Annotated in this window: 17 protein-coding genes; 5 read left to right on the forward strand and 12 right to left on the reverse strand. The window is 66.6% G+C overall.

The window, feature by feature from the left end; translation table 11 throughout:
- Position 1: 1 nt before the first annotated feature.
- From ACAG21_RS26110 to ACAG21_RS26120, 3 genes are read right to left on the reverse strand one after another with little or no spacing between them, the layout of a single operon-like run.
- On the reverse strand, positions 2-1,099 hold the full coding sequence (locus tag ACAG21_RS26110; RefSeq protein WP_370499158.1) for an acyl-CoA dehydrogenase family protein: 1,098 nt from the start codon (positions 1,097-1,099) through the stop codon (positions 2-4).
- Complete coding sequence (locus ACAG21_RS26115) at positions 1,096-2,277, reverse strand: acyl-CoA dehydrogenase family protein (RefSeq protein ID WP_370499159.1); 1,182 nt, start codon at positions 2,275-2,277, stop codon at positions 1,096-1,098. The genes ACAG21_RS26110 and ACAG21_RS26115 overlap by 4 nt, the downstream gene beginning before the upstream one ends.
- Positions 2,270-3,055 (reverse strand): SDR family oxidoreductase, encoded by a 786-nt coding sequence (locus tag ACAG21_RS26120; protein ID WP_370499160.1) that lies wholly within the window; start codon positions 3,053-3,055, stop codon positions 2,270-2,272. Before ACAG21_RS26120 ends, ACAG21_RS26115 begins: the two co-directional genes overlap by 8 nt.
- Before the next feature lie 133 nt (positions 3,056-3,188).
- Between ACAG21_RS26120 and ACAG21_RS26125 the strand changes: the two genes are divergently transcribed.
- Entirely contained in the window at positions 3,189-3,518 is a 330-nt protein-coding gene (locus ACAG21_RS26125; protein ID WP_370499223.1) for a PE-PGRS family protein, read from the forward strand.
- A 20-nt stretch (positions 3,519-3,538) separates the two neighbouring features.
- On the opposite strand, the gene ACAG21_RS26130 is transcribed toward ACAG21_RS26125, so the two are convergent.
- Complete coding sequence (locus ACAG21_RS26130) at positions 3,539-6,766, reverse strand: carboxyl transferase domain-containing protein (RefSeq protein ID WP_370499224.1); 3,228 nt, start codon at positions 6,764-6,766, stop codon at positions 3,539-3,541.
- Positions 6,763-8,295: a class I adenylate-forming enzyme family protein gene (locus tag ACAG21_RS26135; protein WP_370499161.1), complete on the reverse strand. Its 1,533-nt coding sequence runs from the start codon at positions 8,293-8,295 to the stop codon at positions 6,763-6,765. Before ACAG21_RS26135 ends, ACAG21_RS26130 begins: the two co-directional genes overlap by 4 nt.
- A 37-nt stretch (positions 8,296-8,332) precedes the next feature.
- On the opposite strand from ACAG21_RS26135, the gene ACAG21_RS26140 reads away from it, so the two are divergent.
- Positions 8,333-9,166: a thioesterase family protein gene (locus ACAG21_RS26140; RefSeq protein WP_370499162.1), complete on the forward strand. Its 834-nt coding sequence runs from the start codon at positions 8,333-8,335 to the stop codon at positions 9,164-9,166.
- Between the two features lie 30 nt (positions 9,167-9,196).
- Here ACAG21_RS26140 and ACAG21_RS26145 read toward each other — a convergent pair whose 3' ends face one another.
- The 3 genes from ACAG21_RS26145 to dapB are packed head-to-tail and all read right to left on the reverse strand — an operon-like array spanning position 9,197 to position 10,838.
- Positions 9,197-9,598, reverse strand: a complete 402-nt coding sequence (locus tag ACAG21_RS26145) for a flavodoxin family protein (RefSeq protein WP_370499225.1) — start codon at positions 9,596-9,598, stop codon at positions 9,197-9,199.
- A gap of 50 nt (positions 9,599-9,648) precedes the next feature.
- Entirely contained in the window at positions 9,649-10,104 is a 456-nt protein-coding gene (locus tag ACAG21_RS26150; RefSeq protein ID WP_370499163.1) for a hypothetical protein, read from the reverse strand.
- Positions 10,101-10,838 (reverse strand): 4-hydroxy-tetrahydrodipicolinate reductase, encoded by a 738-nt coding sequence (dapB, locus tag ACAG21_RS26155; protein WP_370499164.1) that lies wholly within the window; start codon positions 10,836-10,838, stop codon positions 10,101-10,103. The genes ACAG21_RS26150 and dapB overlap by 4 nt, the downstream gene beginning before the upstream one ends.
- Positions 10,839-10,950: 112 nt before the next feature.
- Between dapB and ACAG21_RS26160 the strand changes: the two genes are divergently transcribed.
- The gene (locus tag ACAG21_RS26160; protein ID WP_370499165.1) at positions 10,951-12,309 is read left to right on the forward strand and encodes an HNH endonuclease signature motif containing protein; all 1,359 of its coding nucleotides are present in this window, start codon (positions 10,951-10,953) and stop codon (positions 12,307-12,309) included.
- Here the strand turns inward: ACAG21_RS26160 and ACAG21_RS26165 are convergent.
- Together ACAG21_RS26165 and ACAG21_RS26170 are read right to left on the reverse strand one after the other, a co-directional pair.
- Complete coding sequence (locus ACAG21_RS26165; protein WP_370499166.1) at positions 12,299-13,387, reverse strand: dihydrodipicolinate reductase; 1,089 nt, start codon at positions 13,385-13,387, stop codon at positions 12,299-12,301. The two genes, ACAG21_RS26160 and ACAG21_RS26165, sit on opposite strands and share 11 nt — an antisense overlap.
- Positions 13,388-13,391: 4 nt before the next feature.
- A complete protein-coding gene (locus ACAG21_RS26170; protein WP_370499167.1) occupies positions 13,392-14,417 on the reverse strand; it encodes a Rieske 2Fe-2S domain-containing protein in 1,026 nt (341 codons plus the stop codon).
- A 202-nt stretch (positions 14,418-14,619) separates the two neighbouring features.
- Here ACAG21_RS26170 and ACAG21_RS26175 point away from each other — a divergent pair, with 202 nt between their 5' ends.
- Together ACAG21_RS26175 and ACAG21_RS26180 are read left to right on the forward strand one after the other, a co-directional pair.
- Positions 14,620-15,198, forward strand: a complete 579-nt coding sequence (locus ACAG21_RS26175) for a TetR/AcrR family transcriptional regulator (protein ID WP_370499226.1) — start codon at positions 14,620-14,622, stop codon at positions 15,196-15,198.
- Positions 15,199-15,213: 15 nt separating this feature from the next.
- On the forward strand, positions 15,214-15,732 hold the full coding sequence (locus tag ACAG21_RS26180; protein ID WP_370499168.1) for an N-acetyltransferase family protein: 519 nt from the start codon (positions 15,214-15,216) through the stop codon (positions 15,730-15,732).
- A gap of 4 nt (positions 15,733-15,736) precedes the next feature.
- On the opposite strand, the gene ACAG21_RS26185 is transcribed toward ACAG21_RS26180, so the two are convergent.
- Together ACAG21_RS26185 and ACAG21_RS26190 are read right to left on the reverse strand one after the other, a co-directional pair.
- The gene (locus ACAG21_RS26185) at positions 15,737-16,831 is read right to left on the reverse strand and encodes a 2Fe-2S iron-sulfur cluster-binding protein (protein WP_370499169.1); all 1,095 of its coding nucleotides are present in this window, start codon (positions 16,829-16,831) and stop codon (positions 15,737-15,739) included.
- A gap of 2 nt (positions 16,832-16,833) precedes the next feature.
- The gene (locus ACAG21_RS26190; protein WP_370499170.1) at positions 16,834-18,600 is read right to left on the reverse strand and encodes an SDR family oxidoreductase; all 1,767 of its coding nucleotides are present in this window, start codon (positions 18,598-18,600) and stop codon (positions 16,834-16,836) included.
- Position 18,601: the final 1 nt, after the last annotated feature.

Below are 18,601 nucleotides of genomic sequence, written 5' to 3' on the forward strand. Positions count from 1 at the left end.
ATTACGAGACCGGCAGATCGACCAAGGCGGCCAGCCGGGCCCGATGACGATAGGCAGTGCCGAGGGCCAGCTGATCGCTCTTGGCCCGCTTGAGGTATAGGTGTGCGGGATACTCCCACGTCATGCCGATGCCACCGTGCAGCTGCACGCACTCCTGCGCCGCATGCACCGCGATGCCGCTGCAGTAGGCCTGCGCGACCGCCGCGGCGATGCTCGCGTCCGGATCTTCCCGAGCGCAGGTGTCCGCGGCGTAGCGCGCCGCGGACGTCGCCGAGCCGACCTCGAACCACAGATCCGCCAACCGGTGTTTGATCGCCTGGTAGGACCCGATCGCGCGGCCGAATTGCTTGCGCTGCTTGGCATAAGCCAGGGTGGTCTCGAAACACCACTGCGCCACCCCGAGTTGCTCGGAGGCCAACAGCGCGGCACCCGTCTCCAGCGCCGCGGCCACCGACTCGCCCGCCGGCCCGACGCGGATTGACGGCGCTGCCGAAAACTGGACATTGGCAAGCGGTCTCGTCATATCCAGGGCCAGCTGCGGTGACACTTGAACCCCGGCCGCACCCCTGGCGACGGTGTGCAACTCGAGTCCGTCGGCGCCCGCGACCGGCACCACCAACACGTCGGCCTCGGCGGCGCCCGCCACGCTGCTGACCGTCCCGGTCAAGCCGTCGGGGCCGGTGCTCACGCCGGCGATCGGATCGCCGGGAGCGGTGGACAGCGGCACCACCAGCGTGGCGGTCTGCTCCCCCTGGGCCAGCGCGGACAGGATTTCGGTTTCGCCGGCGCGCGAGAGCGCAACCGTGGCGAGCACCGCGCTGGACAGAAACGGCACCGGCGCGACCGCGCGACCGATCTCCTCCATCACCACCGCGACCTCGCGGGCACTGGCGCCCGCACCGCCGAGCGACTCGGGCACCAGCAGGCCGGCTACCCCCAGGTCACCGGCCAGCTGTCGCCACAGATCGGAAAAGTCCTGTGGCACTGGATCGTAGGCCCGGGTCACCACCTCGGGTGGGCACCGGTCGGCGAACAGGTGACGGACGCTGTCGCGCAAGGCGTCCTCGGTATCGGAGTACAGCAGATCGCCGATGCTCATCGATCCAAATCCTTCCAGGCGACGTCCTTGTCGACGCGGTGTTCGCCGGGCAGGCCGAGAATCCGCTCGGAGATGGTGTTGCGCAAGATCTCCGACGTGCCGCCCTCGATCGAGTTGCCCCGCGCGCGCAGATACCGGTAGCCGGGTTCGCGACCGATCAGGTCGACCGTCTCGGGTCTGCGCATGGTCCAGTCGTCGTAGTGCAGTCCCCCCTCGCCGTGCATTTCGATCTCGAATCCCGAGATCGCCTGCGCCAGCGTCGCAAAGGCGATCTTCATGCCGGCGCCCTCCGGCCCGGGCTGGCCGGTGCTGGCCTGCTGCCCCAACCGCTCGCCGGCCAGCCGCAGCACCTCCGCCTCGACCCACAGTCGCATCAGCTCGTCGTGCATCGCGGGACTGCGCAGTGCGGGCTCATGTCGCCAGGCTTGGGCGACCTTGCCGATGTGGCCGCTTTCCCGGGGCACACCGGTGCGAGAGCCGATCGCGACCCGCTCGTTGTTCAGTGTGGTGGTCGCGACCCGCCAGCCACCGCCCACGGGGCCGAGCCGATTCGCGTCGGGCACTCGGACATCGGTGAGGAACACCTCGTTGAACTCGGCCTCGCCGGTGATCTGGCGCAGCGGCCTGATCTCGACACCAGGCTGGGTCACGTCGCACAAAAAGTAAGTCAGGCCAGCGTGTTTGGGCACCGTCGGGTCGGTGCGGGCAACCAGGATGGCCATCTGGGCGTTCTGCGCCTGCGACGTCCACACCTTCTGCCCGTTGACAATCCAGTCGTCACCGTCGCGGACCGCACGGGTGGCCACCCCGGCCAGGTCCGATCCGGCACCGGGCTCACTGAACAACTGGCAATAGATCTGTTCACCGGTGAACAGCGGACGCAAGAACTTTCGCTTCTGCTCGTCGGTGCCGAAGGCCGCGATCGTGGGCGCGGCCATGCCCATGCCGATGTAGTTCTTCACCGTGCCGCCCACCGGTGCACCGGCCGCGGCGAGCCGCATGTCGACGTACTCCTGGGCTTTGCGCGGCAGGTCCAGACCGCCGAAACCCTGCGGCAGGTGGACCCAGGCCAGCCCGGCGTCGAATTGCGCGCCAAGGAAATCCCGCGGGTCAGTGGTCGCCGGGTCGTGCTCGGCCAACAGTGCCGTTACCCGCGCGTCCAGATCTTCGCTACTCATCGGTTGTCCCCGGGTGCATTTGGAAGCCCTGCGCGCCGCCCAGCAATAGCCCTCCGTCGATCACCATCGTCTCGCCGGTGATCCAGCTCGCCGCGTCGGAGACCAGAAAGGCGACCGCGTTCGCGACATCGACGGGCTCGCCGATGCGACCCAGCGCGATCTGCGACGCCAGCGGGTCCTCGTGGTCCTTCCACAGCGCCTCAGCCAATCTGGTGCGGACCACACCTGGAGCGATGGCATTGACACGCACGCGCGGCGACAGCTCCAGGGCCAGCTGTTTGGTGACGTGGATCAGTGCCGCCTTGGTGGCGTTGTACATCCCCATCCCCGGCGATTGGTGCAGCCCGCCGATGGACGCGGTATTGACGATGGCGCCACCGTGCTCGCCCATCCAGGCCTTGACCGCAAGCGACGTCCACAGCAGCGGAGCCCAGAGATTGACATCGAAGATCTTGCTGAACCGCGCATGGTCCTGGTCGATCAGTGGGCCGAATGCCGGATTGGTACCCGCGTTGTTGACCAAAATGTCGACGCTGCCGAACTTTTCCAGGGTGATCTGCACACAGTTGTGCGCGGCCTCCTCGTCGACCGCGTGAGCGCCGACACCCAGCGCCCGTTCCCCCACTTCGGCCGCCGCCGCCTCGGCCGCTTCCTGTTTGCGCGCGGTGAGCACCACATTGGCGCCCGCGGCCGCGAGCTGTTGGGAAATAGCTAACCCGATTCCGCGGGAGGCGCCCGTGACAATCGCCGTACGGCCGGTCAGATCCAGTGTGGTCATCGTTGTACACCTTTTGTGTTGTGAGGCCCGCGTTCACCAGCGACGAACGACGATTGCAATCAATCTTTCGTAGAGAGGTTTTGTTCGCGCGCGTGCGTGGTATGCGAGTCGCATGTTAGCGAAATTGACCCTCCTGAAACCACTAGTCATCGGCGGCGCGGTTGCTGCCGCGATCGCCGCTGCACCGATGGCCGCGGCGGATAGTTTTGCGACCGCCCCGGCAATGACCAGCCCCGCACCCACCCACATCGTGTTCAAGGACGATCCGGGCGGCGGCGGTTGCGATGCCAACGGCAACTGCGGTTCCGGTGGCCAGAACAACGGACCCGGCGGCGGCCCCGGCGGTCAAGGCTGTATCCCCGGTGTCGGCTGCGGCTCCGGCGGCCAGAACGCCGGCCCGGGTGGCGTTCCGGGCGGCACTGGGTGTCTGCCGGGCGTTGGCTGCGGATCCGGCCACGCCTAATTCCCTCCAGAGACGACCCTTCAGACTTCCGCGAGCCTGGTAATCCAGGCCCGGGAGTCTGAAGGGTCGATTACGTCGTCCAGCTCGAACGTCGTTGCGGCCCGAAGGGCCTTGCCGTGTTGATAGGCCGCCGCAACCAGCTTCTCGAATAGCTGCTCCCGCTCGCCCGCATCGGCAACCGCGGCCAGCTCCTTACTGAAGCCCAGGCGCACGGCGCCTTCCAGGCCCATGCCGCCGATCTCGCCCGTCGGCCAGGCGACGGTGAACTGCGGGGCGTGAAAAGAACCACCCGCCATGGCCATCGCGCCCAATCCATATCCCTTGCGCAGGATGATCATTCCGAGCGGCACCGTCAATCGTGCACCGAGCACGAACATCCGGCCGAACCGTCGGACGGCGGCCTGCTTTTCCGCATCCGGTCCGACCATGAATCCCGGTGTGTCGCATAACGAAATCACCGGCAGCCGAAACGATTCGCACAGGGTGAGAAAGTCGCCGGCCTTGTCGGCGGCCTCGGCGTCGATCGCACCGCCCAGGTGGTGGCTGCTGTTGGCCAGCAGTCCATACGCGACACCCTGGACCCGGACCAGTGCGGTGACGATGCCGACGCCGTAGTCGGGGCGCAGCTCTAGGACGGAGCCGACGTCGACGATGGACTCGATTGCACGGCGCACGTCGTAGGCGCGTAACCGGTTCTCGGGCACCACATGTCGGGCCAGACGTGGGTCGGGCGCTGACCAGTCGCCGGTGCTGCCCTGAAAATACGACAGGTACTGCTTGGCCAGCGACACCGCGTGTACCTCGTCACGGGCGACCAGGCTCACCACGCCGTTGTGGCGCTGCACGTCGATCGGGCCGATCGCCTCCGGCGGGTACACCCCGAGCCCACCGCCCTCGATCATCGCGGGCCCGCCCATCCCGATGTTGGCGTCCGGTGTCGCGATGATCACATCGCACACCCCGGCCAGCGCGGCGTTGCCGGCGAAGCAACGCCCGGACACGATAGACACCAGCGGCACCCGCCCGCGCAGCCCGGCGAGCACCCGAAACGTCGGCACGTCCAGCCCGGCCGCCCCACCGACGTCGGTGTCACCGGGCCGCCCGCCGCCACCCTCGGCAAACAGCACCACTGGCAACCCTTTTCGAGCGGCCACGTCGAACACACGGTCCGTCTTGGCATGGTTGCGCATGCCCTGCGTCCCGGCCAGCACGGTGTAGTCGTAGGACACCACCACCGCCTCGGCCGCGGCCCGCCCGAATCGGTCCGCACCGATGGTCGCCACGCCGGCCACCAGGCCGTCGGCCGGGGTGTTGGCAATCAGATCCTCGTCCGTGCGCCGGCTGCGTTGCGCCGCGATGGCCAGCGCACCGTACTCGACGAAGCTGCCGTCGTCGATCAGGTCGGCGATGTTCTCCCGAGCGGTGCGGCGACCCTGCTGGTGCCGCTTGGCCACTGCCGAGTGGCGGCCCTCGTCGAGGGTGATCAGGTGGCGCCGCCGCACCTCGTCCAGGTCGGCCCGGGGTCGGTCGAGATCGACTGCGGCGCTGGCAGACTCGCGGCCCCCGCTGTCCCCGGTGCGGGCGAAGACAACCAGCGGGTCTCCGGTTCCGACGACCTGGCCGGGGGCCACGAGATTGCGAACCGTGCGCAGCGCGTCCGGCGCGACGAGCACGTGCTGCATTTTCATCGCTTCCAGCACGACCAATTGATCGCCGGGTGAAAGCTCGGCGCCCTCGGGCGCCACCTCCACCACGGTGCCGGCCAGCTGGGCACGCAGCGCTTCTTCGCCGGGATACAGCTCGACGGAGGCCACCGGGGTGTCACGCTCGTGGGTCAGCGCCGCGGCCGCCAGCTCGGGAAGCTTCGCGTCGAGGAAGGCCGTTGTCACCACACCCGACTCAACCTGGCTGTCGGACAAGAGCTCTTGCAGAAACTTGATGTTCGTCCGGACGCCCTCGATCCCGAATTCGGCCAGCGCGGTCCGCGACTTGCGCAGCGCCGCAGTGAACGAGGCTCCGCGGACATGGGTGACGACCTTGGCCAGCAGCGAGTCGTATCGCGTGCTCAATGCCAGGCCGGTGCGGCCGAAGGTGTCCACCCGCACTCCCGGTCCACTCGGCGGCGAAAACACCGTCAAGGCACCCGCCGTGGGCACCACGCTGCCGTCGGCCGTCAGGGCTTCCATATTGACCCGGGCTTGTATCGCAATGCCGCGCTGAGTACTCGGCTCGCCGATGACTTCTTCACCGTCCGAGGCGATTCCGGGTGGCAGTCCCAATTGGTAGTAGGAGGCGCCGCTGGCGATAGCGAGCTGGGCGGCCACCAGGTCTACCCCGGTGGTCTCCTCGGTAATCGTGTGTTCGACTTGGATGCGGGGGTTGATCTCGAGGAAGACGAATTTCTCACCGGCGACCAGGAATTCGACGGTGGCCAGCCCGCGCAGACCGGCCCGCGCGCACAATCGGGCCGCGGCAACATGCAGACCGCGGCGCAGCGCATCCGAAAGCGCCTGTGCAGGGGCAATTTCCACGATCTTTTGGTAGCGCCGCTGCATGCTGCAGTCGCGATCACCCAGGGCGAGCGCATGTGTTCTCGGCCCGGCCGGCGCAGCGACGATCTGCACCTCGATGTGCCGGGCGTCGTCGAGAAGCGCCTCGGCGAACACCGCCGGATTGCCGAAACCCAATTGCGCCTCGGCCGCACATTGGCGGTAGGCGTTGTCGATCTGATCCGCACTGTCCACGCGGCGCATTCCGCGTCCGCCGCCGCCGGCCACCGCCTTGATCATGACCGCCCCGCCTCGAGTGGCGAAAAATGCCCGGACATCCTCGACGCTGCTGGGCCCGTCGGTCGCCGGCAGCACCGGCACCCCCGCGGCGACGGCGGCGGCACGTGCCGAGGTTTTATTGCCGACCGCCTCGAGCACATCGGCATCCGGACCCACGAACACGTATCCGGCCGCCGCGCAGGCACGGGCGAAATCGGCGTTCTCGGAAAGGAAGCCATACCCCGGGTGAATCAGCTGCGCGCCGGCGCCTTTCGCTGCCGCCAGAATCGAGGACTGGTCCAGGTAGGCGTCGGGCCCGCTGCCCGGTAGACCGATCGCTTCGTCGGCCGCGTGCACGTGCGGGCTCTCGGCATCGTCGGTGGCGTAGACGGCAACCGTCGGCATGCCCAATTCGGTTGCGGTGCGGATGATCCGAAGGGCGATCTCGCCGCGGTTGGCGATCAGCAACGTCGCATTCATCGCAGCGGGTCGCCCCATTGCAGCTCGCCGCGAAGCTTGGCTTTGAGCAGCTTTCCACCGGCATTGCGTGGCAACGCTTCTGAGGCGATTGTGACGTACTGCGGGACCTTGAAGTCGGCGAGTTGTGCGCGGCAATGCTCGAGCACGGCCGGAACGTCAATCGGCGCTTCGCCGCCGAACAGCACCGCTCCGACCTTTTCTCCCATCACCTCGTCGGGCACCGCGAGTACGCAGGCATCGGCGACATTGGGTGCTGCCAGCAGCACCCCCTCGACCTCCACGCTGGAGACGTTCTCGCCGCCACGGTTGATGATGTCCTTGAGCCGGTCGACGATGTGCACCCGGCCCGCGGCATCGACCCGGACCACGTCGCCGGTGTGCAGCCACCCGTCGACGATGGTGGCCGCGGTGGCCTGCGGACGGTTCCAGTAACCGGCCGTGATATTGGCCCCGCGCACCACCAATTCACCAACACCGGGATCGTCACCGCTGGGGATCACGCCGAGGTCCACCGATGGGACCGCGTAGCCGACCGAGTCGGCGTGGTCGAGGGCGTACGAGTCGGGCAGCACGGTCATCAGGGAGGCCGACTCGGTCATGCCGTAGCCGTTGAACACCGTCGCCCGTGGGAACGCGTCCTTGATCGACTGCACCATCGAGGGCGCGGTGGGTGCACCTCCGTAGCCCACCCACCCGACGCCGGACACATCCGTAGCAGCAAACTGCTTGTGCCGCAACATCAGAGAGTAGATCGCCGGAACAGTCACCAGCTGTGAAATCCGCTCGGCCGCCACGGTGGCGATCAGTTCGTCCAGGTTCAGCGCCGGCAAGATGACCGACGTTCCCCCCATCCGGGCGGCCACCAAAAGCTGTGTGTTGCAGCCTGTCACGTGAAACAGCGGAACCGAGATCAGGGTGCGCATCCCTTCGCCGAGGTCCCGTGGCATTCCCGAGCACCGGATCGCATTCTCGGTGTTGATGACGAACGCCTCGTGGGTGGTCGGCACGCCTTTGGGATGGCCGGTGGTCCCCGAGGTGTAGAAGATTGCCGCCGTGTCGCCACGCGTGAGTCCGTCGGCCACATACGGTCGGCCATCGGGCAGCGGCGTGCCCGCGGCCAGATCCATCCGTGCCCCGGAATCGGACAACACGAAGTCGACCTCGGGCTGCGCCGAGCGCGTATTGACCGCCACCGCGATACCGCCGGCCATCATCGTGCCCCAAAATGCCAACGCCCAGTCGAGGCCCGCGGGGTAGCGCAACGCGATACGGTCACCGCCTTGCACGCCGGCTTCGCGCAGCCCGCCGGCGACTCGCGCGGCGCCGTCCCACAGCTGCCGGTAAGTCAATCGCCCGGCGCCTACTTCAACGACGGCCTCGCTGTCGGGACGCGTGGCGACCTGCTCGGCCAGCATGTCTAGCAACGTGGTCGGCAGATCGTCGTAGCGCGGGATACCGTCGCGATCGCGGGAGACGCCCGTCGTGGCGAACGGGTTCTGGTCACGCGAAATTTCGATCACTGGAGGCATGCCCGGTCCTTACTATCCGGTGTCCTATCGTGATGCGGTGACGATCGACGATCCCGCTATCATGCCCGAGGCGTTCTTCACTGTCGACGGCGACTCCTATATTCCGGGCCCGCTGACGAAAGGCCCGTGGGGCGCGGCGATGGGCGGTCAGATCGTCGGAGGCCTGTTGGGTTGGGGGATAGAACAATCGGGTATTGATCCCGACTTTCAGCCGGCCCGCCTGACCGTCGACTTGTTGCGGCCCGCGCTACCGCGCCCGGTGCAGATTCAGACCGCGATACAGCGGGAAGGCCGCCGCATCAGGCTGATCGATGCCGCCCTGATGCAGCGCGGCGAGATCGTCGCGCGGGCCAGCGCGCTGTTCCTGCGCCGCGGCGATCATCCCGACGGCCAGGTGTGGTCCTTCCCGGTACAGATGCCCGCGCTGCCGACGTCCTACGAGGGCTTCCCGGCCGACATGCCGTTTCACATCTGGGGATACGGGGCCACCTTCGAAGGCAGTCCCGGCATCTCGGCGGGTGAATGGGAGCAGTCGCACGCGCAGAAGTTCGCCTGGGCGAGGCTGTTTCGCCCCATGGTGCATGGCCACCCGCTGACGCCGTTTACCCGTCTGGCCTTCGCGGGCGATATCACCAGTTCGCTGACGCACTGGGGCACAGGCGGATTGCGCTACATCAATGCCGACTACACCGTGACGGCGAGCCGACTGCCTGACGGCGAGTTCCTGGGGCTCGCCGCCCAAAGCCACTACGGCACCGCCGGTGTGGCCACGGGTGCGGCGACGCTGTTCGACTGCCACGGCGCGCTCGGCACCAGCTCCGCACTGGCGCTGGCCCAGCCCGCGGACGCATTCAAACCGCCCCACCCGTAGTCGGTGCGCGTCAGGGCGACTGCCCGATTTTCACTCCATCAATTGAGCGGCGAGACTCGCCCCGAGGTTCCAGCATGCCTCGACGTCGTCCTTGCCGGGCTTGCCCGAAACCGCTACGGTCGCAGCGGCTTTCACCCATCCCAGCCCCGTCGTGATGGCATCGACGGCCCGCTCGGCACCCTCGGTGCCCTCGTTGCCGTGCAGGTACAAGCCGAACGGGCGTCCTTGGGTCGAATCGAGCAATTGGTAATAGGCGCAATCGAATGCGTGCTTGAGCGCACCCGAAATGTAGCCGAGGTTGGCAGGCGTGCCGAGCAGATAGCCGTCGGCCTCGAGCATCTCGACCGGCGAGACCGTCAGCGCCGCCCGACGCACCACGTCCACCCCTTCGATTTCGGGGTCGGTCGCCCCCGCCACCACCGCCTCGAACATCTCCTGGCAGTGCGGCGACGGCGTGTGGTGCACGATCAGCAGCGTTTTGGTCACGGGCGCCCCTCCAGTTCGACCGCCTTCTTCATGGCCTCGCGGGCGCGGCGACGATCCCCCGCATAGTCGTAGGCGCGCGCCAGCCGATACCAATGCCGCCAGTCGTCGGGGTGGGCTTCCACTTCGGTGCGCACGGTGGCGAACAGCGCGTCAGCCGCATCGCGATGAATGCGACCCGATGGCCGCCGCGGCAGTTCGCCGGCATCGAGTTCCATTCCCTCCTCGGCGATCAGTCGGGCCAGCTTCTGGTGCGCGAATCCGGCGCGCAGCGTGGAGATCATCGCCCACAGCCCGATCACCGGCATGATCAACACCGCCAGGCCGAGACCGACGGCGGCGGCCCGGCCCGAGGCGATCATCGCGACGGCCACGCGCCCCAGCAGCGCGAAGTACAGCAACATCGCCGCGCACAGGAACGCGATCAGTAATTGCGTGCGCAGCAACCTGCTCATTGCAGGTTGAGCAGGGGCTCCAGCCCCACCGTCAGCCCGGGACGTTCCCGCACTCGGCGCACCGCCAGCAGCACGCCCGGCACAAACGACGTGCGATCCAGGCTGTCGTGGCGGATGGTCAGCGTCTCCCCCTCCGTGCCGAACAACACCTCCTGGTGTGCGACCAGACCGGCCAGCCGCACCGAGTGCACCGGAATTCCGTCGACGTCGGCGCCGCGGGCCCCGGGCAGGCCGGTACTGGTGGCATCGGGGTTGGGCGGCAAGCCTTTCCGAGACTCGGCGATCAACTTGGCGGTTCGAGTTGCCGTCCCCGACGGCGCATCTGCCTTGTGCGGGTGATGCAGCTCAACGACCTCTGCGGAGTCGAAAAACGGCGCGGCCTGTTTCGCGAAGTGCATGGACAGCACCGCCCCGATCGCGAAATTCGGCGCGATCAGCACGGAGGTTTCGGGGCTGTCGGCCAGCCACGACTCCACCTGTTCCAGCCGCTCGGCGGTGAAGCCGGTGGTGCCGACCACGGCGTGAATCCCGTTGCCGATCAAGAACTCCAGGTTGCCCATCACCACGTCGGGGTGGGTGAAATCGATCACGACCTCGGTGTCGTGATCGATCAGCAGGCTCATCGGGTCGCCGGCGTCGACCTCGGCGGACAACGTCAGATCCTCGGCGGCCTGCACACCCGCCACCATCGCCGACCCGACCTTGCCTTTGGCTCCCAGCACACCTACCCGCATGGTGTTCACCCTAGACGGGCCGTTGTTATGGCTTTGTCCACAGTTGGACGTTTGTCCACAGCCTCGGTTTTTGCCTTAGCCGGCGCGCGATAACCACCGATAACATTCGAACATGTATTCGATCGAGGTCCCCGCGAAGGTGGCCGCCGCGGTGGCCGCGCTGACCGCCGGCGACGCCGCGATACGCGGCCTGAACCTCGACGTGTTGAGCCCGATCGTCCGGCTGCGACTGCTCGAAGAGATGGAAGCCTCGCGCCGACGGCAGATCGCGTTGAGCCACGACATCATTGCGAGCCTGTGCAAGGAGGAACCGGCCGCCGTGGGCGGACCAATCCACCAGGTCATCGCCGATCGGCTGCGGATTAGTTCCGCCGAAGCTCGCCGACGGGTCAAGGACGCCGAACAGCTGTCTGCCCGCATCACTCTCACCGGTCAAGAATTGCCACCCGAGTTGCCCGCGACCGCCGCGGTTTGGCGGGAAGGCAAACTCGACGCGCAACACCTGCGGGTAATTCAGACGTTCGTCCGCGACCTCCCGGAGGCGACGCCCGCCGATACCGTCGAGAACGCGGAGCGATTTCTTGCCTGGCAAGCCACCAAGCTGCGCCCCGATCAGCTGCAAAGGGCGGCACACCGGATCGCGCTGCACATCAATCCCGACGGGAAGTTCTCCGACTCCGACCGCGCCCGCCAACGCGGCTTCGCGTGGTGCGGCCAACGCAGCGACGGGATGAGTATCGGAAAACTCATCGCGTCACCGGAATTGCGCGCCAGTCTCGACGCGTGGTTCGCACGCTTCGCCGCGCCCGGCATGTGCAACCCCGATGACGAATACCCTTGCACCACTGCCGAACCCGCCGAGGAAGCCGTCAGCCAAGACACGCGAACGCCGGGTCAGCGTCAGCACGATGCGCTCAGTGTTCTGGTCCGCGGCCAGTTGGGCGACCCAAAACTCGGTCAGCACAACGGACTGCCGGTCAGCATCATCGTGTCGACCACGCTGCAGGAGCTGACGGCGGGCTCGGGCCGGGCGGTGACCGGCGGCGGAACGCTGCTGCCCATGCGAGACGTGATCCGGATGGCCAGCCACGCCTACCATTACCTTGCTGTATTCGACGACCATCAAAGTCGGCCACTGTATCTCGGCCGATCGCGCCGAGTCGCCACACCGGACCAACGCGTGGTCCTGTACGCCAGAGACCGCGGCTGCACGCACCCGGGTTGCGACGCGCCTGGCTATTGGTGCGAAGTCCACCACATCGACGAGTGGGCCGCCGGCGGCGCGACCGATGTCGACAACCTCACGTTCGCTTGTAGGCCCCACCACAAGCTCGCCGGAATGGGTTGGCGAACAAGGAGATTAGCCAACGGCCGCACCGAATGGATCCCGCCGCCGCAGTTCGACCTCGGCGCGCACACCAACGACTACCACCACCCGGAGCGAATTGTGGGCGATGACGCTACAGCTTGAACCGCCCGGCGAATGCGCGCAGCGGAAGGTCGGCACTGGTGATCAGCCCGGGCGGCGCCGCCACCACCGACCTGATCGAGGCCAGGGCGGGCATGCCGGTCACCGTCATGCCGATGGAGGCGAAGTTGTCCGGGTTGGACAGGTCGACGCCGGGCTTCGGGAAAATCATGTGCTTGTTGTAGATACACGGGTCACCCTTGATCTGGGTGATGTAGCAGCCCTTGATATCCCAGTGCGGATCGGTGTGCGGGGTCATCTGCCATTCCAGGTGCGTCTCCACGCGGGGCACCCCGTCCACCATGCCCTGGTACTTGATGTAGTTGCCGCCCAGCGAACCCTTGGGCAGGATGTACCAGCCCAGGTCGACATCCTTTGTGCATGCGCCCAACTCGTAGCTGAACTTGACCTCGTCGAGTGTGACGTCGAAGCAATCGGCCATCATCAGCACACTGTCGGCGAACACGCGGGTGTACTTCTCCAGCTTGGCCGGGATCGACGGATCATCAACCGGCAGGCCGTAACCCACCTCGATCCAGGTGTCCTTGGAGTGGTGACACGACACATCGACGGACTCGATCGTGGTGACGTTTTCGATGTCGGCGACGTCGGCCGAGCACACCACACCCAGAATCTGGTTGAGCCCCGGGTTCATCCCGGTGCCGTAGAAGGTGGCGCCGCCCTTCTCGCACGCCTCGGCCAGCAACTGGCTTACCAACTTGCCGGACGGGTGCGGATGGTTGGTGTCGCGGTGCCACCCGGTGATCCAGTCCGCGGTGGTGACAATATCGATGCCCGCCTCAAGCACCTGCAAGTAGAGATCCTCGTCGGGGAACACGCCGTGGAACGTCAGCACGTCGGGCTTGGCGGCGACGATTTCCTCGATGCTGCCGGTGAACTTCACCCCGTTGGCCCCCACGCCGGCGAACTCGCCGGTGTCCCTCCCGACTTTCTCCGGCGAATAGGCATGCACACCAATGAGTTCAAGATCGGGCTGGGTCGCGATCCGCCTGATCATCTCCGACCCGACGTTTCCACTTCCGACTTGGAAGACGCGGATCGGTCCAGCGGGTGCATTCATGCAATCAGCCTTTCTGGGATGCTGCGTACACTTCGGCGGCGCTGCCACCGATGCCGTCGGGATAGAACTGCTTGGCCCACTTACGGATTGCCGTAAAGCCTTCGTATTCGTCGGTGGCGAGCGCGGGCGGATCCGAATAGCGCTGGTGTTGCCAGATTTCGATGTCCTGCTCGAACTGCCGGATGACTTCTCGGCCGAACTCCTGGGCCTTCATCTCGGCGCGGACCGGATCCTTGTGCGGCGTGCGGCCGATGTACACCATGAACCGGACATCGGACGTGCACTCGTCGACCGGGGTGATCGCCGAGATGGTGCGGTTGTCGACCATGCCCCAACTCTTGGTCACCGCGATCCCCAGCCCGCCGTTGATCGCCTCGACGCCGCTGTTGACATCCTCGATCCGCTGCCCGTCGTCGCCCTCGAAGGTGATGGTGAAGTCCACGAAAGACACCGGTTCGCCGAAGTCGTGGCGAGTGAACACCGGCACGATCGGCGTGTTGTGCACGTACTTGAAGTGTGCGAAGTCCACCCCGTTTTCCAGCACGTACTGCGGGTGCAACTCCAGGCCGGCGCGGTACAACCGCTGCTGCGGGTAGTAGCCGTCGGCACTACTGCCGTCGCCGAACGCGGCGAACACGTCCGGGGCGTCGAAGAACGGTTCGCGACGGTCGACGTCGTGCCAGATGTAGACCGACTCATTGCGCTCCACCACGGGATAGGTGCGCACCCGGCGGCCGCGATTAGGGCGGTCCTGATACGGAATGCACACGTTGCGACCCTCGTTGCTCCACTGCCAGCCGTGGAACGGGCACTGCAACACCTCGCCGACGACCTTGCCGCCGTAACCCAGATGCGCACCCAAGTGCTCGCAATAGGCGTTCATGACGGTGAGCTGGCCGGAGTCAGCCCGCCAGGCGACCATTTCCTGGTCGAAGTACTTCATCTTGTGGACGTCCCCGACGCCGATCTCCTCGGACCAGGCGACCTGGAACCATCCGGTCGGTTTCATCGACAACGGCGGCTTGGCCATCAGAGCTGTCCTCCTCGCAACGAATGATAGCGGCGCCAGTCAATAATCAAAGTACCCTCTATGAAAACCTAGTCCGCACGGCCGCTGCGTGCAAACAATCAATTAGGATCGGCCGATGGCGCAGCGGGCTACCAGGCACGTTTCGGAGGCCGGCATCGTGGGCCGGCGGCCGAACCGGCGCGGCAGCGCAACTCGCGAGAACATGCTCGAAGCCGCACTGCGATCGCTGGGCTCGGGCGAGCCGGGGTCGGTGTCGGCCAACCGCATCGCCAAGGACATCGGCGCCACCTGGGGCGCGGTGCAATACCAGTTCGGCGACACCGACGGGTTCTGGGCGGCCGTGCTGCACCGCACCGCCGAGCGCCGGGCCGCGACGTTTTCGTCACTGTCGACACCGGTCCAACCGAACGCCCCACTGCGCGAGCGTGTCAGCGCCATCATCGAAACGTTGTACCGCGGTCTGGCATCACCGGATTCGCGCGCGATCGAAAATCTGCGCGCCGCCCTGCCCCGCGACCCCGCCGAGCTGGAGCGCCTGTACCCGCGCACCGCCGCCGAGTTGTTCTCCTGGGGCAAGAGCTGGCTGGAAACCTGCCAGAACGCCTTCGCCGGGCTCGACGTCGATCCGGACCGGGTCCGGGAAGTGGCCGCGCTGATCCCGGGCGCGATGCGCGGCCTGGTGTCCGAGCGTCAACTGGGCTCCTATGCCGACCTGGACATGGCGCGGCGAGGTCTGACGAATGCCCTGGTCGCCTACCTTGAGCATTCCCGGGCGGATTGACCTTAAGGTGGCCCTGTGAAATCGAAGGACGTCAAGATCCGCAGGGCCGGACCGGGCGATTTCGAGAAGGTGGCGGCGATGCACTATCCGGTGTGGCGGCGGTCGTTCGCCGGCATCCTGGACGATTACCTGCTCGACCTGATCGCGACGCCGCAATTGTGGGCCACGGTGAAGTACCCGGAAGCGCTCAATCAACCGGGATGGAGCATGTGGGTTGCCGAGGCCCGCGGCAAGCTGTTGGGGATGACGGTCTTCGGGCCTGAGTCCGCTAGCAGCGATGACCTGCAAATCGACGCCCTCTACACCACAGACGATGCCAAGGGGCTCGGAGTCGGCGTGCGACTGCTGAACAAGGCCGTGAACGCCAACCCGTCGGGCGACGTGGTTCTGTGGTGTGCGGAAAAGAATGACACGGCGCGAAAATTCTACGAAGACAACAACTTTAAACTTGACGACCGTACCCTCGTCTGGCAGCCGCTGCCAGGGGTAACGGTGCGCCATGTGGGCTACCGACGCCATCGATCGGGAGGCTGAGCGCTCAGGCGTCGATGACGAGCCGGCCGGCTTTCGCCCGCGACACACAGACGAGCATCTCGTCGCCGCCGACCGCCGTGCGCCCGCGGTGCTCGACCTCTCCGGTAAGCACGGTGACCTTGCATGTCCCGCAAAAGCCCTGCTGGCAGGAGTACGGCGTGGTCGGGTCGAGGTCTCTCATCACGTCCAGCGCGGACCGATTGGCCGGAACATCGAGCAGCCGCTGTGACCGCGCGAGCTCGAGTTCGAATGCAACGCCGTCGATGACGGGTGGCGGACTGAATCGCTCGTAATGCAAAGGCGCGTCGGCGTGTTCGTTGCGGGCTACGCGAACCGCCTCGAGCATCCCGGTTGGGCCGCACACGTAGACGGCCGTCAGCGGCCCGGCACCGACGAGCAGGTCGTCGACGGCGGCACAGCGGCCGTGTTCGTCGTCGGCCCAGACGGTTACCCGGTCCGGGGCCAGCGCCATCACTTCGTCGAGCAATGGCATGTATTCCCTGCTGCGCCCGGCATAGATTGCGCGCCAATTGATTCCGCGTTGCTGAGCGACCTGGATCATCGGCAGAATCGGCGTCACGCCGATGCCGCCGATCACGAACAGCACGTCGCGCTCGGCCGAACCGAGATAGAAGGCGTTGCGCGGGCCTTCGAACTCACATGTGGAGCCGACGTCGAACGTGTCGTGCATTTCAATCGAACCGCCTCCGCCGTCGGCAATCCGGCGTACCGCGATGCGGTAGTCGGTGCGCCGGCCGGGCGGACCGCACAGCGAGTACTGGCGGCGCCGGCCCGAGGGCAGCACCACGTCGATGTGCCCGCCGGGCGTCCAGGACGGGAGCAACCCGCCGTCCGGGTCGGCCATCGTCAGCGCGACGACATCGGGTGCGACGAGTTCACGCTTGGTCACAACGGCGGCGCGGGTGCGCCGCACCGGGTTGACCCGGGACGGCTCCCACCGCGATACCGAGCTGAATCCATCGAACAACACCCGGATCCCCCACAACACCGCGCCGAGACGGTCGCGGTCGCGCCGACCGTAAAGATCGGCGGGCCTACTGGCCCAAACACTGTCCCGCACAGGCAAATCCCCCACCATGCTTACGTCGGCCGAATGTCCAACCGGGCGAGCAGCCGCACGGCGCCCGGACTGATCCGGCGCATCGCGTAGCCGATTCTGGACTCGGCGGCGACCGGTAACACCGCGGGGCCGGTCTTGACGGCCTTGACGATCGCCTCGGCCACGGCTTGCGGGGTGAAGTTGCGGCGCCGGTAAGCCGCGCCGGCTTTTTCCCGGGCCCGCTCCTGCTCGGCATCCGACATCCCGGCGTAGACAGTGTTTTTGGCGATATCGGTGTTGACGAATCCGGGACACACAGCGGTGACGGCAATGCCCTCGTCGGCGAAGTCGGCGCGCAGCGATTCGCTGAACCCCAGCACCGCCGCCTTCGTGGTGCTGTAGGCGACCATGGATTTCGACGGCAGGTACGCCGAGGCCGAGGCCACGTTGATGATCGTCCCGCCCTCGCCACGCTCGACCATCTGCGCGCCGAAGGCCCTGCTACCGGTGATGACACCACGCAGGTTGACCCCGATGATGTCCTCCCAGTTTCCGGGGCTGGTCTCCAGGAACCGGCCCGCCATACCGATGCCGGCGTTGTTCACCAGGATGTCGACCACGCCGTGGTCGTTGAGGACTTGGGCGGCAAGGTCATTCATCGACGCTTCGTCGCTGACGTCAGCCTGGTACACCACGGCCTCGGCGCACGCGGCACGAACAGTGTCCGCGGTCTCATTGGCCGCATCAAGGTTTCGATCGACGATGATCACCTTGCGAGCACCGTGACGGGCCAATTCCACCGCGGTGGCCCGGCCGATGCCGGCACCCGCGCCGGTGATCAACACGAGCTTGCCCGGTATCTCGTGCGGTCCGCCGTGCACCTGCGGCTCGCCGGCCGGGGCCGCGCCGCCGAGGCTGCGATCGATCCACTCGCTGGTGAGCCGGGCCACCACATCGGGACGAGACGTCACCACCCAGTGACCGCCTTCGATCGAAACCACCCTGCCCCCAGCGGGAATCGCGCCGGTGAAGCGCTGCAGCGCGGGAGTCACGAAGAGGTCCATGCGCGGCACCAGCACCTGGACCGCGACGTTGGTCTTCGGTAGTTCGGGTCCGGGCATCAACATCGGCGCGGGCATGTTGGCCCGGTACAGGTTCAACCCGTTGACATAGTCCGCGGTCGACCGCGGCGTCGCGCGACGTTGACTGCGCGTGCTCGATCGGCCGATGCGTTCCACGGCCTCAACGACTTTGACGCCGATTCCGGAATGAAACGCCGCTTCCGGCACGCCCGGGCACAGGAAGAAGCCGATGTAGGTCGAAGCCATCAGCTGGCCCGCCACCTGGGCCAGCCCCCGCGGGTTGCGCGCCGAGCGCAAGAACCTGCCCGCGTACTGCAGATGCGGTCCCGAGATCGAGGTGAACGACGCGATCTTGTCCATCATCGATTCGTCGGTGATGGCCGCCCAGGCCTGGATCGAGCCCCAGTCGTGGGCCAGCAGGTGGACCTTCTCGACCCCCAGGCTGTCGATCACCGCGCCGAGATCGGACACCAGATGCTCGAAGGCATACCCGGATTGCTTTGCCGGACGCGATGATTCGCCGGCCCCGCGGACGTCGTAGGCCACGAAGTTGTATCGCCCGGCGTAGTTTCGCGCGAACTCCTCGGCGATCGGGTCCCAGACGTGGTGGTTATCGGGCCAGCCGTGAATGGCAAGGATGGTCGGGCGCGCCGGGTCGATCTCGGTGTAACGATGGACGGCCAGCGCCACACCGTTGGACGCGGTGAATCCGAAGTCAATGGTCATA

Origin of the sequence: Mycobacterium sp. pR1184 (assembly GCF_041287235.1) — a bacterium.
In the GTDB taxonomy this organism is placed as follows: domain Bacteria; phylum Actinomycetota; class Actinomycetes; order Mycobacteriales; family Mycobacteriaceae; genus Mycobacterium.

Coding starts and splice junctions, on each gene's coding strand:
- ACAG21_RS26190 (WP_370499170.1), bottom strand. CDS start 18,600: ATGACCATTGACTTCGGATTCACCGCGTCCAACGGTGTGGCGCTGGCC.
- ACAG21_RS26135 (WP_370499161.1), bottom strand. CDS start 8,295: ATGCCTCCAGTGATCGAAATTTCGCGTGACCAGAACCCGTTCGCCACG.
- ACAG21_RS26160 (WP_370499165.1), top strand. CDS start 10,951: ATGTATTCGATCGAGGTCCCCGCGAAGGTGGCCGCCGCGGTGGCCGCG.
- ACAG21_RS26150 (WP_370499163.1), bottom strand. CDS start 10,104: ATGAGCAGGTTGCTGCGCACGCAATTACTGATCGCGTTCCTGTGCGCG.
- ACAG21_RS26145 (WP_370499225.1), bottom strand. CDS start 9,598: ATGTTCGAGGCGGTGGTGGCGGGGGCGACCGACCCCGAAATCGAAGGG.
- ACAG21_RS26170 (WP_370499167.1), bottom strand. CDS start 14,417: ATGGCCAAGCCGCCGTTGTCGATGAAACCGACCGGATGGTTCCAGGTC.
- dapB (WP_370499164.1), bottom strand. CDS start 10,838: ATGCGGGTAGGTGTGCTGGGAGCCAAAGGCAAGGTCGGGTCGGCGATG.
- ACAG21_RS26110 (WP_370499158.1), bottom strand. CDS start 1,099: ATGAGCATCGGCGATCTGCTGTACTCCGATACCGAGGACGCCTTGCGC.
- ACAG21_RS26185 (WP_370499169.1), bottom strand. CDS start 16,831: ATGGTGGGGGATTTGCCTGTGCGGGACAGTGTTTGGGCCAGTAGGCCC.
- ACAG21_RS26120 (WP_370499160.1), bottom strand. CDS start 3,055: ATGACCACACTGGATCTGACCGGCCGTACGGCGATTGTCACGGGCGCC.
- ACAG21_RS26130 (WP_370499224.1), bottom strand. CDS start 6,766: ATGAATGCGACGTTGCTGATCGCCAACCGCGGCGAGATCGCCCTTCGG.
- ACAG21_RS26115 (WP_370499159.1), bottom strand. CDS start 2,277: ATGAGTAGCGAAGATCTGGACGCGCGGGTAACGGCACTGTTGGCCGAG.
- ACAG21_RS26175 (WP_370499226.1), top strand. CDS start 14,620: ATGCTCGAAGCCGCACTGCGATCGCTGGGCTCGGGCGAGCCGGGGTCG.
- ACAG21_RS26165 (WP_370499166.1), bottom strand. CDS start 13,387: ATGAATGCACCCGCTGGACCGATCCGCGTCTTCCAAGTCGGAAGTGGA.